We start from the raw sequence: 15,068 nt of genomic DNA, 5'->3' as shown, positions 1-15,068 counted from the left end.
TCCTCGACGATCCGGAACTCGCCGGGGTCTCGGTCGTAATCTTCGACGAATTCCACGAGCGTTCGCTGGATGCCGATTTCGGGCTGGCGCTGGCGCTCGACGTCCAATCGGCGCTGCGCGAGGATTTGCGTATCCTCGTCATGTCGGCGACCCTCGACGTCGAACGTGTGGCGGCCCTGCTCTCCCATCCGCCTGTCATCGAAAGCCTGGGGCGCAGCTTTCCGATCGATACGCGTTACCAGGATCGGCCGGGCGGCGAGCGTATCGAGGATGCGGTCACGCGGGCGATACTTGACGCCCATGCCGATGAAACCGGCTCGATCCTCGCTTTCCTGCCCGGACAGGCGGAAATTACCCGAACCGCGGAACGGCTGCAGGGACGATTCGGAAGCGAAACAGTGATTGCGCCGCTCTATGGCAATCTTGGCCAGAAGGAGCAGGACGCGGCGATCCGACCGGTGCCCAAAGGAATGCGTAAGATCGTGCTGGCGACGTCGATTGCCGAAACCTCGATCACCATCGACGGCGTCAGGATCGTGATCGACAGCGGGCTGCAGCGTCTGCCGGTATTCGAGGCATCGACCGGGATCACGAGGCTGGAAACGGTGCGCGTGTCGCGGGCGTCGGCCGATCAGCGGGCCGGCCGCGCCGGGCGAACGGAACCGGGCATCGCCGTCAGGCTGTGGCACCAGGGACAGACGGCGGCCCTGCCGGCCTTCACACCGCCGCAAATCCTTTCCAGCGATCTTTCCGGGCTGGTGCTCGATCTCGCCCATTGGGGCGTTCAGGATCCCGGATCGCTTGCCTTTGTCGACCAGCCGCCGGAGACGACGCTCAGGGAAGCGCGCGTGCTGCTCGGCCAGCTCGGTGCGCTCGACAAGGATGGAGCGCTGACGGCGCGCGGCAAGGTCATGCGCGATCTCGCCTTGCCGCCGCGGCTTGCCGCCATGGTCGTTTCTGCAGGCGAATCGGGGCACGCCCGGGATGCGGCATTGATTGCCGTGCTTCTGACCGAACAGGGACTGGGCGGGACGAACATCGATATCGAGGAGCGGCTGCGACGCTTCAAAGCCGAGCGCGGCGAAAGAGCGGAGGCCTCGCGGCGGCTGGCAGGACGGCTGGCGAGCGGCCTCGACAGAGTGACCCCCACGGCGCCAGCGCTTGCGGGCCAGCTGCTGCTGCATGCATTCCCGGATCGAATCGCCCTTCAGCGCGGCGGGCGCGGCCGGTTCGTGATGGCGAACGGGCGCGGCGCGGAACTGCCGGAAACCGAGAGACTCGCCGGCAGCCAGATGCTTGTCATCGCCGATCTCACCGGGCGGGCGGCGCAGGCGCGGGTTCTGGCGGCGGCCGAGGTGACACGCGGCGACATTGAAGCCGAGCTGCCCGGCGAGATCAAAACCGGCGATCAGATCTTTTTCGACCGGCAAAGCCGGCAGATACGGGCGCGGCGGGCAACCCGGCTGGGTGCGATCGTCTTCGAAGAGACGCCCTTGCCACGACCTTCCGGAGCCGCGGTCACCCAGGCGCTGGTGGAGGGCGTGCGTGAACTCGGGCTCGATCACCTCGCCTTCTCGAAGGAGGTCGTGCAACTTCGCGAGCGGATCGGATTTCTTCACCGGACGATCGGCGATCCCTGGCCCGATGTCAGCGACGATGCCCTGCTTTCCCGGCTGGACGACTGGTTCGGCCCGTTTCAGACGGAGGCCCGCGGCCTCTCCGAGATTTCCGCAGCCGGGCTTTCGAACGGGCTGATGTCCCTCGTGCCGCACGCGTTGCAGCGCGACCTTAGCCGACTTGCGCCGACCCATTTCGAAGCGCCGACCGGTCAGAGGCATCCGATCCAGTATGAGGGCGAGGAGCCGGTGCTGACGATCCGCGTGCAGGAGCTGTTCGGGCTGAAGCAGCACCCGGCGATAGCCGGAGGCCGTCTGCCGCTGCTGCTTGAACTGACCTCGCCGGCGCATCGGCCGATCCAGACGACCCGCGACCTGCCGGGCTTCTGGGCCGGCTCATGGAAGGATGTGCGCGCCGATATGCGCGGCCGTTATCCTAGGCATCCCTGGCCGGAGCGGCCGGAAGAGGCGTTGCCGACGACACGGGCAAAACCGCGTGGTACATGAGGGCCATTTGAGGAGCCCTCGGCATGATTGACAAGACGGAAAGCCATACGCTGGAAGACCGGCACAGCAGCCGCAGGCTGCGCCTGCAGACGCTGGTGCGGCTGCGCTGGCTTGCGGTCTGCGGACAGGCGCTGACGGTGTTCATCGTGGCCTTCTGGCTGAAATTTCCCTTGCCGCTGATTGCCAGCTCCTCTTTGATCGCCGCCCTTGCCTGGGTGAATTTCTACCTGACGATCCGCTATCCGCCGACACACCGGCTGGGACCGCCGGCCGCCTTTGCGCTGCTCGGCTTCGATCTTCTGCAGCTCTGCGCGCTACTCTTCATCACCGGCGGCCTAGCCAATCCTTTCGCAGCCCTCGTCTGCGTGCCTGTTATCATCTCGTTTGCCTCGCAGCCGATCCGTTACAGCACGGCGCTGATCGGCTTTGCGATGGTCTGCATCACGGTGCTTGCCTTTTCGCCCTTTCCGCTACCGTGGTTCGACGGTGTCGAGATCAACGTCCATAACGTCATGCAGTTCGGCGTCTGGTGCTCGATCGCCTCGACGATGGCCTTCGCCGCCTTCTATGCCTACCGTGTCTCGCTGGAAGCGAGCCAGCTTGCCGATGCGCTGGCTGCGACCGAACTGGTGCTGCAGCGGGAAAAACACCTTTCCCAGCTCGACGGGCTGGCGGCCGCCGCCGCCCACGAGCTCGGCACGCCGCTTGCGACGATCAGCGTCGTCGCCAAGGAAATGGAGCGGGAGCTCAAGGACGACGATCGTTTCCGCGAGGACGTGATGCTGCTGCGCAGCCAGAGCGAGCGCTGCCGCGACATCCTGCGGCGGCTGACCACGTTGTCTTCGGAAGGCGAAGCGCATATGCGCCGCCTGCCGCTTTCCTCGATGATCGAGGAGATCGTAGCGCCCCACCGGGAATTCGGCATCACGCTGGAGCTGATCGAAAAGAGCCCGCGCAAGGACGAGCCTGTGACCGACCGCAACGCCGGCATCATGTACGGGCTCGGCAATCTGATCGAAAACGCCGTCGACTATGCCCGGGAGAAAGTGAGGATCACCGTCGAGCATGATCACGATAAAGTGCTGATAGTCATCGAGGACGACGGCAACGGTTACGCCCCCGATATTCTGACGCGGATCGGCGAACCTTACATGACCAAACGGCAGAAAGAGGATACGGCGGGCGGCCTTGGGCTCGGGCTTTTCATCGCCAAGACGCTGCTGGAGCGCTCAGGCGCATCGCTGATTTTCGAGAATCGCGACCCGGAAAGTGCGGGCGCGCGCATCCGGATCGAATGGCCGCGCATGCTGATCGACGCAAATTCGACAAAGTGACTTTGTCGGCATAAGTAGGATATAAGCGGTTGACGCAGATCGGGCGTTCAAGCGCCAGGGCCAAGACGATGACAGAACAAACTCACGAAAATTTCGCCGCTGGGGATGAAGACCATATCGGTCCCGACGCCAGCCTGCTGATCGTCGACGACGACGGGCCGTTCCTGCGCCGGCTGGCCCGGGCGATGGAGACACGCGGTTTCCAGGTGGAAACGGCCGAATCAGTGGCGGAGGGCGTGGCGAAATCGAAAGGCAGGCCGCCGAAATATGCGGTTGTCGACCTCCGGCTCGGCGACGGCAATGGGCTCGATGTCATCGAAGCGATCCGCCAGCGGCGCGACGACACCAGGATCATCGTGCTGACCGGCTACGGCAATATCGCAACCGCAGTGACCGCCGTAAAACTCGGCGCCGTCGATTACCTGGCAAAGCCCGCGGATGCCGACGACGTCTTTTCGGCGCTGACGCAGAGGCCGGGCGAAAAGGCCGAGCTTCCCGAGAACCCGATGTCGGCCGACCGGGTGCGCTGGGAACATATCCAGCGGGTCTATGAAATGTGCGAGCGCAACGTCTCGGAAACGGCGCGCCGGCTCAACATGCACCGGCGCACGCTGCAGCGCATCCTCGCCAAACGCGCGCCGAAATAGCCAAGACATCCGTCAGACATCATCGACGGTGAAGGGCTTTCCGTTCGCCCATTCGGCCATCATCAGCCGTTGCGCGGCGGCGCGCGAGAAATTGAGCGTGACGGATTTGCGTGTGGCCGGAGCCAAACGGTGTTCCGGCGCTTCGCGAATCATATGGGCGCCATAACCGTCCGAGAGGAAAAGCCCGCACTCCTCGGGAAAGATGTCGAGCGGCACACCTTCGTGAGTCGCAAAGAACAGCCGGTCGCAGTGCAGCCGGTATTCCGGCCATTTGCGATCTACTCTGAAATCCTCGATCGACGTCTTGATTTCGATGATCCAGACCTCGCCCTTTTCCGAAACGGTGATCAAATCGGCACGGCGGCCGCTGGCCAGCGGCAGTTCGGGCAGCACGGCATGGCGCATTTCATGCAGCAAAATCTGCGTTCCGCGCCGCACCATCATGGCTCTGTCCGATTGCCGGCCATCGATTAACGGATTGTTATTGTAAACACTCAAAATCGTCATGGATAACCATAGTGGGGGCTGGCGTGTTGTTGCAAAAAAACCATGCGCTTCTAATTTGCGCCGCAGACGGATTTGTCGCGCTGCAGTAGCCTTGCAATGCGCAAGTTAATCGAAAATAAACCATAATCAACGATGGTCGAAAGACTGTTCTCCCTTGCCCTAAAACTTCAAGAGTCATCTATGCGCATCCGCAATGCATTCCCGGTATTTGGCCTGCTGACGACGCTCGCACTGGCCGGTTGCTCCACAAATTCAGACAGCGCATCCGTCGACGACAAGGGCGCAGGCCCGACCGTACAGACAGCCCAGATTTTCAACGACGCCTATGGCGTGACGAAGGATGCCGGGTACTCTCTGCCGGCGATCCCGATCGACCGGGTCAAGCCGCAGTTCCGCCGCCAGGTCGTCAGCTACCAGACCACCGAGCGCCCGGGTACGATCATCGTCAACACGCGCGAGCGCTTCCTCTATTACATCCTCGCCAACGGCAAGGCGATGCGTTACGGCATCGGCGTCGGCAAGCAGGGCTTCGCATGGGCCGGCACCGCCTACGTCGCCTGGAAGCAGGAATGGCCGACCTGGCACCCGCCGAAGGAAATGGCCGTTCGCCGCCCTGACGTCGCCAAATATGTCGAGGACGGCATGGGCCCGGGCCTCAGCAATCCGCTCGGCGCGCGCGCCATGTATCTCTTCAACGAGGATGGCAAGGACACGCTGTTCCGCCTGCACGGCACGCCGGAATGGGCCTCGATCGGCACCGCCGCTTCCTCTGGCTGCATTCGCCTGATGAACCAGGACGTGATCGATCTTTATAGCCGCGTCCGTCCCGGCAAGGGCACGTCCAAGGTCGTCGTCATCCAGTAAGCTAAATAGCGAATTCGGTATAAAAAAGGCCGCCGGACTGTCGTCTCGGCGGCCTTTTCATATTCAAAACTATACTCTCAACCGGCCTGCTTCGCCTTCAGCTCGAGGCGGCGACGATGAAGCACCGGCTCGGTATAGCCGTTCGGCTGTTCCCTGCCCTTCAGCACGAGGTCGAGGGCGGCCTGGAAGGCGATCGAGCCGTCGAAATTACCGGCCATCGGCTGGTAGAGGGGATCCGCCTCGTTCTGCCGGTCGACGACGGCGGCCATGCGCTTCATGGTTTCGACGATCTGAGCCTCGGTGACGACCTGGTGATGCAGCCAGTTCGCCATGTGCTGGGCCGAGATGCGCAATGTGGCGCGATCCTCCATCAGGCCGACATTGTTGATATCGGGCACCTTCGAGCAGCCGACGCCCTGATCGACCCAGCGTACGACGTAGCCGAGGATGCCCTGGGCATTATTGTCAAGCTCGCGCTGGATTTCCTCCGGCGTCCAGTTCGGCCGTACCGCGACCGGCACGGAGAGAATGTCGGAGAGCTTGGCGCGGGCGCGGTCCTTCAGCCCCTGCTGAACCCTGGCGACATTGACCCGGTGATAATGGGTGGCGTGCAGGGTCGCGGCGGTCGGCGACGGGACCCAGGCGGTGTTGGCGCCGGCCTTCGGATGGGCGATCTTCTGCTCCAGCATCGCCGCCATCAGATCCGGCATTGCCCACATGCCCTTGCCGATCTGGGCGTGGCCGGCGAGGCCGCATTCCAGGCCGATGTCGACGTTCCAGTTCTCATAGGCCGATATCCAGGCTGCCTGGCGCATGTCGCCCTTGCGAATCATCGGGCCTGCTTCCATCGAGGTGTGGATCTCGTCGCCGGTGCGGTCGAGGAAGCCGGTATTGATGAAGACGACCCGCTCGCGGGCAGCACGGATGCATTCCTTGAGATTGACCGTCGTGCGGCGCTCCTCATCCATGAGGCCCATCTTGATGGTGTTGCGCGCCATGCCAAGCGCATCTTCGACCCGCGAAAAGATCTCGACGGCGAAGGCCACCTCTTCCGGTCCATGCATCTTCGGCTTGACCACATACATGGAACCGGTGCGGGAATTCTTCCTCCGGCCGGCCGGGCCGATATCGTAAAGCGCGATCAGGCCGGTGATGACGGCATCCATGATGCCCTCCGGCACTTCGGCACCGTCGCGGTCAAGGATCGCCGGGTTGGTCATGAGGTGGCCGACATTGCGCACCAGCATCAGCGAACGGCGATGCAGTTCGAAGGCAGCGCCATCAGGACCGGTATAGTCCAGATCCGGGTTGAGCTTACGGACGAAGCTCGTTCCGCCCTTTACAACCTCTTCCTGCAGGTCGCCCTTCATCAGGCCGAGCCAGTTGCTGTAGACGACCGTCTTGTCCTCGGCATCGACGGCGGCAATCGAATCCTCGCAGTCCATGATGGTGGTGATCGCCGATTCCAGCCAGACATCGGAAATATGGGCCGGATCGGTCTTGCCGATCGCCGTTGTCGCATCGATGACGATCTCGATATGGATGCCGTTGTTCTTCAGGAGAAGATGCGTCGGGGCGGCAGCATCGCCGCGATAGCCGGCAAAATGCCCGCCATCGACAAGCATGGCCTGCTCGCCATCGATTGATCTGATGGCAAGCACCCCATCCTTGACGGCGAAGCTTGCGACGTTCTTCCAGCTGCTGTCCTGCAAGGCCACCGACATATCGAGGAAATCGCGTACCCAGGCGATGACCTTCTCGCCGCGCTTCGGATTGTACCCTTTGTCCCTTTCCGCGCCGTCGCTCTCCGGAATGGCGTCCGTGCCATAGAGCGCATCATAGAGCGAGCCCCAGCGGGCGTTGGCGGCGTTGAGTGCATAACGGGCATTCATGACGGGAACGACGAGCTGCGGGCCGGCGATCGAGGCGATCTCGGGGTCGACATTTTGGGTCGAAACCTGGAAGTCCGATCCTTCCGGCAGGAGATAACCGATCCCGCGCAGGAAGGATTGGTAGTCGTCCATATCCGCAGGCGCGCCGTGCTGGCGATACCAGTCGTCGATCTTGACCTGCAGCTCGTCGCGTCTTGCCAGCAGGGCGCGATTCCTCGGGGCGAGATCGTGGACGATCGCCGAAAAGTCGGCAAAGAACTTGTCCACATCGATCGCCAGACCCGGCAGAACCTCCTGGACGAGGAAATCATGAAGGACGGCTTCGATGGCAAGACCGTTCTTATCAATGCGGCTCATGCGACATACTCCCTGGCAACGACTTTGATTGCTGCCACTTTGCCCGGCTTTCATTCACAGTCAATTCCGCAATAATTCGAAAGATTTATGCTTATCGGGAAATTATGCGCGGTGTTACCCGCATCGGCAGGCCGTTCTGCGGCTGCGTCGTCAGCTTCTGCACCGGCCAGGGATTGGTCTTATCGGTGGAATCGAAGCGATAGCGATGCATCAGCACGGCAAGCGCGATCACCGCCTCCTGAAGCGCAAAGGTTGCGCCGATGCAGACGCGCGGGCCGGCGCCGAAAGGCAGGAACTGGAAGCGGCCGATAGAGCCGCGATTTTCCGGCAGGAAGCGCTCGGGCATGTAGGCGCGCGGCCTGTCCCAATAAAGTTCATGGCGATGCAGCGTCCAGGGCATGATGAGCACCGTGATCCCGGCCTCGAGCTCGACCCGCTCGCCCTTGGGGCTTGTCCAGGAATCATCCGAGATGGCGGCGCGATTGATCGATGGCGCCGGCGGATAGAGGCGTAAGGTCTCTTCGAAGGCGGCGCGCGTCTGCGGCATCATATCCAGCCATTCCACCGGTTCGGCCCCGGTGGCGAGCACCGCATCGATTTCTGTTTCCATCGCATCGCGGATATGCGGGCTGTTCGAGACGCAATAGAGCGTCCAAGCCAATGCCCGTGCCGTGGTCTCATGCCCCGCGCCGATAAAGGTCAGAATATTGTCTTCGATTTCTTCCTTCGTCAGCCCGTCGGGGCCGGCCTGTTCCAGCAGCAGGGTGAGGAAATCTTCGGGGGCCGTGGCGCGATCGGCCTTCATCTTTGCGGTTCGCATATCCATCGTGTCGCGCACGATGGCACGGAATTTCTCCAGCACTTTCTGACCGCCGATGCGTGTCACACGTGGAACCCAGGAGGGAGCGCGCATCAGATCCATCGGGTCGACGCGGCCCATACGATGCAGGAGAGCATTGACGTCATCGGCGAAATGGCCGCTCGAGGTGACGATTTCACCCGAAAATAACGTGTCGGCGAGAATCGCGAATGTCAGCTCCGTCATGTCCGTGCTGATATCGAAAATTGCCCCCGTCTCGCCCGCGCTCTGATATTTGCCGGCATAGTCTTCCGACTGGCGCAGCATCTGCCCGGCGAATCCTTGGGCATGGCGGGGCGTGAAAACAGGCGCCACCGCCTTGCGTGATCTTTTCCAGACGGAGCCTTCTGCCGTCAGCAGGCCGTCCCGCAAGATCGGGCGCAGCACCAGCTGGCGTATATCGGACATGCGGTAATTGCCAGCAATGTCGACCAGCACATGCTTGATCAAGCCGGGATCGTTGACGATCAGCGTGTGCTGACCGAAGAAGCTCGTCTTGATCCAGGGCAGCGTATAGGACGGCTCACCCCAGAGTTCGAGCGGATTGCGCAGGATGGTGCGGATGATTTCCAGCCGGCTCGGCGGCACGGTGCGCGGCAATGGTGCCGGCGGAACGAAGGGTTCAGGACGCATGTCCATCGGAAAAGCCTTTTGGGGAAGATCAACGCTTCCCGTCAGGCTCTGAAGCTAGAGCAGGCCCTTCAGTTCGTCCAGCTTGTCGTTGATCAGCCAGCCGTAATAATTCTCCTCCGGCCAGACGGTCGCACCCGAAGAGCGGTTCTTCGCAGCGAGTGCGGCGGCGCGCTGACGCGAGTTGCCGACATTATAAAGCGTTGCCGTCAGGCCGGGGTTGCCGGAGATATCCATGCCGGCAATCTCCTTGTAATCGTCGATCGACCGGCGGATCGAGGCGGCGACGAAGGCGAGCGAGACATCGGGATCCATGATCGACTTGTAGACGGCGCCGGCATTCTTCTCGTTCAATTTCGGATAACCGGAGACGCGGGCCACGAGATCGGAGAGCATCAGCGCCGTCAGCGGATTGACCTGGCCGAGGCCGAAGGTTTGTCCGGCGTAGAAGGGCTGAAAGAAGACCGCGCTGAAGCGGTTGTTGGGGAAGCTCTTGCCACCCACGGTCTTGCCTCGGAAATCACTTTCCCAGACATCCTCGCGGCAGGACCACAGCGTGTAGGAATCACTCTTGCCTTTGCATTCGGCAAATTGCGGCCGCGCCACGAATTCATCGACGTTTTCGCCGTCATAGGCGAAGCGGAAGCTTTCTCCGGCGTAGGAAGCAGCCTTGACATAGTAGGATTGCAGCCGGTCGTAAGCGTCGACATTATAGGTGTGTTCGCCGACGATTGCGCCGACGACATGGATGGGATTGATGCCGTAAGCGCTGGAGACCTTGCGGATCTTGGCCATCAGCTCGTGATCGGTCGCCAGCAGCTCGCGGACCTTTTCATACTTCAGATCGAAGCTGCTCTTGGTTCCCTTTGTGCGCCTGACGGAAGCGCCCGGAATATCGGGCTGCTCGGCATGACGATTGCCGGCCGGCACCGTCTGCATGGCGAAGGCAGGCGCCGAATTCACCAGGGCAGCGGCAATCAAAAGGCTTGTCAAAAGGCGTCGCACGATCCGCTATCCCGTCCCGTTCCATCGTCCTGTTTGCGATGCGGCTGACTGGACCAGAATCTTGGCCGAATAAAGCCGGAGCGGAAACAAAACGGGCCTTCACTAAAAAGTAAAAGGCCCGCTGTCGAGAGAGAGTTCGTCACAATCCGGCATTCACATCGGGAAAGACATGGACCGGTGCGCCGATATCACAAAATGAAGCGCGAGAGATCGGTATTCTGCGCGAGATCGCCGACATGTTCGCGCACATAGGCGGCATCGATGGTGACGGCCGTCCCGCCCCGATCGGGGGCGTTATAGGAAATGTCGTCCAGGACCCGCTCCATTACCGTCTGCAGCCTGCGGGCGCCGATATTCTCGACGGAGGAGTTCAGATGGACGGCGACATCGGCCAGCGCATCGATCGCGTCGTCGGTGAATTCGAGGTTCAGGCTTTCGGTCTCCATCAGCGCGCGATACTGGCGGATGAGGCTTGCTTCCGTCTCGGTCAGGATCCGGCGGAAGTCCTCCTTGTTCAGCGGGCGCAATTCGACGCGGATCGGCAAGCGGCCTTGCAGCTCCGGGAGAAGATCGGAGGGTTTGGAGACATGGAAGGCGCCTGAGGCGATGAAGAGGATATGATCCGTCTTCACCGGCCCGTATTTGGTCGAAACCGTCGTGCCTTCGACGAGCGGCAGAAGGTCGCGCTGGACGCCTTCACGCGAAACGCCGGCGCCCATGCCGCCGTCGCGGGCGGCGATCTTGTCGATTTCGTCGAGGAAGACGATCCCGTCATTCTCGGTGGAGCGAACGGCCTCGCGCTGGATCACCTCATTGTCGATCAGCTTGTCGGATTCATCACGGATCAGGTCGGTATAGGAGGCCTTGACGGTCGTGCGGACCTTCTTGGTGCGTCCGCCCATCGCCTTGCCGAACATCTCAGACAGATTGAGCACGCCGATATTGGCGCCCGGCATGCCGGGTATTTCGAATCCTCCCATGCCGGAACCGGCATCGGCCACCTCGATATCGATTTCCTTGTCGTCGAGCTCACCGTCCCGCAGCTTCTTGCGGAAGCTCTCACGGGTGGCGGGCGATGCGGTGGTGCCGACCAGCGCATCGAGAACACGCTCCTCGGCGCTGACATGCGCCTTGGCCTGGACCTCGGTCCGCTTCTTCTCACGCACCAGACCGATGCCGACCTCGACCAGATCGCGGATGATCTGCTCGACATCGCGGCCGACATAACCGACTTCGGTGAATTTGGTGGCCTCAACCTTGATGAACGGCGCGCCGGCGAGTTTGGCCAGGCGGCGGGAAATCTCGGTCTTGCCGACACCGGTCGGACCGATCATCAGGATGTTTTTTGGCATGACTTCATCGCGCAAGCTCGGGTCGAGCTGCTGCCGACGCCAGCGGTTGCGCAAGGCGATCGCAACGGCGCGTTTGGCATCATGCTGGCCGATAATGTAGCGATCGAGTTCGGAAACGATTTCGCGGGGGGAAAAGGTCGTCATTGCGTGTCATTCTCCTGGCGGTCCAGGGCCATCAGCGCCCGGCCGCAATTCGTCTTTGTTCGCCGCGGCAGCGGCCGGAAGGCCTGAGATTCAGCCTTCGACATCCAGCGATTCAACCACGATATTGTGGTTCGTGTAGACGCAGATGTCGGCGGCGATTTCGAGGGCGCGGCGCGCGATCTCTTCGGCCGATTTGTCGGTATCCATAAGCGCGCGGGCGGCGGCGAAGGCAAAATTGCCGCCCGAACCGATCGCCGTCGTGCCATGCTCGGGCTCCAGGACGTCGCCATTGCCGGTGATCGCCAGCGTGATCGACTTGTCGGCGACGAGCATCATGGCTTCGAGATTACGCAGGTATTTGTCGGTGCGCCAGTCCTTGGCGAGCTCGACGGCGGCGCGCATCAGCTGGCCGGGATATTGCTCCAGCTTCTTTTCAAGCCTTTCGAGCAGGGTGAAGGCATCGGCCGTGGCGCCGGCGAAACCGGCGATCACCTCGCCCTTGCCGATGCGGCGCACCTTGCGGGCATTGCCCTTCATGACGGTCTGGCCGAGGCTCACCTGGCCGTCGCCGGCCATTACCACCTTGCCGCCTTTTCGAACTGTAATGATCGTTGTCATAAAACACCTGTCTGCCCACGACGCGGGCTACTATGCTGGGCCGCACACCGGCCCTGTTGAGCCCTATGTAAGTGGGCCGGCGCCGTTTGCAAATGGGCGGGCTTTTCTCTTGCCCGGCTTCTGGATATTTGCCGATCCGCCTGATAAGGAACGGCCTTATTCCGATGGAGGGCCATATGGCCGAGACCGCAGCAAGCCGCACGGGCAGCGTTTCCCGCAAGACCAACGAAACCTCGATTTCCGTCTCCGTCAATCTCGACGGCACCGGCAAATCGAAGATTTCGACCGGCGTCGGCTTCTTCGATCATATGCTCGACCAGCTTTCGCGGCATTCCCTGATCGACATGGAAATCGAATCCCAGGGCGACCTGCACATCGACGACCACCACACGGTCGAGGATACGGGCATCGCCATCGGCCAGGCGATCTCCAAGGCGCTCGGCGACCGGCGCGGCATCACGCGTTACGCCTCGATCGATCTCGCCATGGACGAGACGATGACCAAGGCCGCGGTCGATCTTTCCGGCCGGCCGTTCCTCGTCTGGAACGTCGCCTTCAGCGCGCCGAAGATCGGCACGTTCGATACCGAACTCGTTCGCGAATTCTTCCAGGCACTCGCCCAGAATGCCGGCATCACCTTGCATATTCTCAACCATTATGGCGCCAACAATCACCATATTGCCGAGACATGCTTCAAGGCCGTTGCCCGCGCATTGCGCACGGCGACAGAGATCGATCCGAGACAGGCCGGCCGTGTACCTTCGACGAAGGGCACGCTCGTCTGAGCCCCTCAAGGGAGCGGCGACAATGACATCCAGCTATATTTTCCTGACGCCGCCCAGCGGCACGCGCGCTACGGTCGAAGAGACTCGGACCATCCGTGACGGTTTCACGCTGCTCGGCTTTCTGTTTCCATGGGTTTGGCTGCTCGCACATCGGCTATGGCTGCATGCGGCCGCAGCCTTTCTGCTGCAGGCAATCGGCGGTGCGCTGATGGAGGAGCGGGGTCTCGGGCTGGCGGGAGCGGCGCTCATGCTGGGTGTGAATGTGCTGGTCGGCCTCGAGGGCCAGAATTTCCGCATCCGCAGCCTCGCCGCCAAGGGCTGGACCGAAGATGGGCTCGTTGCAGCCGATACGATCGGCATTGCTGAGGACGTCTATTTCTCGGACAAGGCGGCTGTTGCCGACAGCAACAAGGACACCACACCGGACTGGGAGAACAAGACCCGTCCGAACAATCCGCCTGGCCAGGCCACCTCGCTTGGTCTCTTTGGTTTTGAGGGAGGACGCTGACGATGCGCGTCGCGATTATCGATTATGGTTCCGGCAATCTGCGCTCGGCGACCAAGGCTTTCGAACGGGCCGCCCGTGAAGCGGGCATCGATGCGCATATCGACCTCACCGACAAGGCCGAAAATGTTGCCGCCGCCGATCGTATCGTGCTTCCCGGCGTCGGCGCCTATGCCGATTGCCGGCGCGGGCTCGATGCCGTGCCCGGTATGGCCGAGGTGCTGATCGAAGCTGTCGAGAAAAAGGCGCGGCCCTTCCTCGGCATCTGCGTCGGCATGCAGCTGATGTCCTCGCGCGGACTGGAAAAGACCGTGACCCACGGCTTCGGCTGGATTCCCGGCGACGTCGTCGAGATGACGCCCGGTGATCCGGCGCTGAAGATCCCGCAGATCGGCTGGAACACGCTCGACCTGACGCGCGAACATCCGCTCCTCGACGGCATTCCGACGGGGTCCGAGGGGCTGCATGCCTATTTCGTGCATTCTTATCATCTTGCCGCCGAGAACGCCGAGGATGTCATTGCGACCGTCGATTATGGCGGTGCGATGACGGCTCTGGTCGGGTGCGACAACATGGTCGGCGCCCAGTTTCACCCGGAGAAGAGCCAGAAGCTCGGCCTGGCGCTGATTGCCAATTTCCTGCGCTGGAACCCGTAATACCGCCGCCTTATTTCCCCTTTATGGAAACGGCGGAACAGGAGTGCGCTCGATGCCGGCTTCGCGGAAATCAGGCAAGGTGTTCTATATGCTGAGTCCCTCCAGAGAAGGTCTGCCGCCCTTCTCGGATATCCGGCTTCCCGGCGGAACAATCATCCGCCGTGTCGATGAGGCCATTCACAAAAGAGCGCTTTCCAATGCAGCCAAGGCGTTGAAAGAAAGGCTGGACCGATGATCCACGAATTTCTTGCCGGCAACGAGAATTCGCAGCTGCGCGCCAACGGCATCAACGCCGACGATATCGCTGAGGCCGTGCTGGAATTTTATATCGAAGGCGAGGACGATCTGATCGGCCTGCTGGCCTATGCCCTTTACGAGCGGCAGAAGCGCGATTTCGTCCTCAGCTACCGCAAGCGCAATGCCGGCCGTTCTCCCAACGAGGCCGAGCTTGCCGCGGTCGCCGGCAACTACCTCTCCACCGATCTGCGCAATACGCTGCGCGACCGCGCCTCGCAGATCCTTTCGAGTTATGCCGAAACCTATGTGGAGGCGATGGAGCCGGAAATCCGCCTCGCCGCCGTCAACAGCCAGGCGCTGCGAGAGGTGCGCGACATCGAGAAATCGATGAAGCGGCGTCTCGGCTTCTGGCGCCAGGTTCGGGCCGGCTTCACCGTCACCCTGCTCCTTCTTCTGCTTTTCGGCGCGGCCACCATTGCCGCTGTCTTTTTTCACTCGGATATCGTAGATGCGTGGAATGCGCTGATGGTACCGACCACTCTACGGACGTAAG

General features: G+C 61.8%; 15 protein-coding genes (1 of these 15 only partly in view). 9 read left to right on the top strand and 6 right to left on the bottom strand.

Annotated elements, in window-relative coordinates:
* From hrpB to CO657_RS20505, 3 genes are all read left to right on the top strand, one after another.
* Positions 1 to 2,123 carry the 3' portion of an ATP-dependent helicase HrpB gene (hrpB, locus tag CO657_RS20515; RefSeq protein ID WP_054185454.1) on the top strand. It extends 343 nt beyond the left edge of the window, so only the last 2,123 of its 2,466 coding nucleotides appear in the window; its start codon lies beyond the left edge, outside the window; the stop codon is at positions 2,121 to 2,123.
* A gap of 23 nt (positions 2,124 to 2,146) precedes the next feature.
* A complete protein-coding gene (locus CO657_RS20510) occupies positions 2,147 to 3,457 on the top strand; it encodes an ActS/PrrB/RegB family redox-sensitive histidine kinase (RefSeq protein ID WP_054185455.1) in 1,311 nt (436 codons plus the stop codon).
* A 68-nt stretch (positions 3,458 to 3,525) separates the two neighbouring features.
* Complete coding sequence (locus tag CO657_RS20505) at positions 3,526 to 4,104, top strand: ActR/PrrA/RegA family redox response regulator transcription factor (protein ID WP_012559428.1); 579 nt, start codon at positions 3,526 to 3,528, stop codon at positions 4,102 to 4,104.
* 12 nt (positions 4,105 to 4,116) lie between these two features.
* Here the strand turns inward: CO657_RS20505 and CO657_RS20500 are convergent, their stop codons facing one another.
* Positions 4,117 to 4,611, bottom strand: a complete 495-nt coding sequence (locus CO657_RS20500) for an MmcB family DNA repair protein (protein WP_003589465.1) — start codon at positions 4,609 to 4,611, stop codon at positions 4,117 to 4,119.
* A gap of 180 nt (positions 4,612 to 4,791) precedes the next feature.
* Here CO657_RS20500 and CO657_RS20495 point away from each other — a divergent pair, with 180 nt between their 5' ends.
* Entirely contained in the window at positions 4,792 to 5,475 is a 684-nt protein-coding gene (locus CO657_RS20495; protein WP_003571351.1) for a L,D-transpeptidase, read from the top strand.
* A gap of 77 nt (positions 5,476 to 5,552) precedes the next feature.
* On the opposite strand, the gene CO657_RS20490 is transcribed toward CO657_RS20495, so the two are convergent.
* The 5 genes from CO657_RS20490 to hslV all read right to left on the bottom strand — a co-directional run bounded on the left by CO657_RS20490 (position 5,553) and on the right by hslV (position 12,332).
* A complete protein-coding gene (locus CO657_RS20490; protein WP_054185456.1) occupies positions 5,553 to 7,724 on the bottom strand; it encodes a malate synthase G in 2,172 nt (723 codons plus the stop codon).
* 91 nt (positions 7,725 to 7,815) lie between these two features.
* Positions 7,816 to 9,222 carry a cytochrome P450 gene (locus CO657_RS20485; protein ID WP_054185457.1) on the bottom strand — a complete coding sequence of 469 codons (1,407 nt, stop codon included), beginning with the start codon at positions 9,220 to 9,222 and terminating at the stop codon, positions 7,816 to 7,818.
* A gap of 48 nt (positions 9,223 to 9,270) precedes the next feature.
* On the bottom strand, positions 9,271 to 10,218 hold the full coding sequence (locus CO657_RS20480) for a DUF1402 family protein (RefSeq protein WP_054185458.1): 948 nt from the start codon (positions 10,216 to 10,218) through the stop codon (positions 9,271 to 9,273).
* Between the two features lie 188 nt (positions 10,219 to 10,406).
* On the bottom strand, positions 10,407 to 11,714 hold the full coding sequence (hslU, locus tag CO657_RS20475; protein WP_012559424.1) for an ATP-dependent protease ATPase subunit HslU: 1,308 nt from the start codon (positions 11,712 to 11,714) through the stop codon (positions 10,407 to 10,409).
* A gap of 90 nt (positions 11,715 to 11,804) precedes the next feature.
* The gene (hslV, locus tag CO657_RS20470) at positions 11,805 to 12,332 is read right to left on the bottom strand and encodes an ATP-dependent protease subunit HslV (protein ID WP_012559423.1); all 528 of its coding nucleotides are present in this window, start codon (positions 12,330 to 12,332) and stop codon (positions 11,805 to 11,807) included.
* A 176-nt stretch (positions 12,333 to 12,508) separates the two neighbouring features.
* Here hslV and hisB point away from each other — a divergent pair, with 176 nt between their 5' ends.
* The 5 genes from hisB to CO657_RS20445 are packed head-to-tail and all read left to right on the top strand — an operon-like array spanning position 12,509 to position 15,067.
* On the top strand, positions 12,509 to 13,117 hold the full coding sequence (gene hisB / locus CO657_RS20465) for an imidazoleglycerol-phosphate dehydratase HisB (protein ID WP_054185459.1): 609 nt from the start codon (positions 12,509 to 12,511) through the stop codon (positions 13,115 to 13,117).
* 22 nt (positions 13,118 to 13,139) lie between these two features.
* A complete protein-coding gene (locus CO657_RS20460; protein WP_054185460.1) occupies positions 13,140 to 13,625 on the top strand; it encodes a DUF2628 domain-containing protein in 486 nt (161 codons plus the stop codon).
* A 2-nt stretch (positions 13,626 to 13,627) separates the two neighbouring features.
* A complete protein-coding gene (gene hisH / locus CO657_RS20455; RefSeq protein ID WP_054185461.1) occupies positions 13,628 to 14,278 on the top strand; it encodes an imidazole glycerol phosphate synthase subunit HisH in 651 nt (216 codons plus the stop codon).
* Positions 14,279 to 14,330: 52 nt separating this feature from the next.
* A complete protein-coding gene (locus tag CO657_RS20450) occupies positions 14,331 to 14,513 on the top strand; it encodes a hypothetical protein (protein WP_054185462.1) in 183 nt (60 codons plus the stop codon).
* Positions 14,510 to 15,067 carry a hypothetical protein gene (locus tag CO657_RS20445; protein WP_003589478.1) on the top strand — a complete coding sequence of 186 codons (558 nt, stop codon included), beginning with the start codon at positions 14,510 to 14,512 and terminating at the stop codon, positions 15,065 to 15,067. Before CO657_RS20450 ends, CO657_RS20445 begins: the two co-directional genes overlap by 4 nt.
* Position 15,068 lies beyond the last annotated feature (1 nt).

This window comes from Rhizobium acidisoli, from assembly GCF_002531755.2.
GTDB lineage: Bacteria > Pseudomonadota > Alphaproteobacteria > Rhizobiales > Rhizobiaceae > Rhizobium > Rhizobium acidisoli.
Note: the sequence above shows the minus strand (reverse complement) of the source record. Positions and strands in the feature narration are given on the sequence as shown.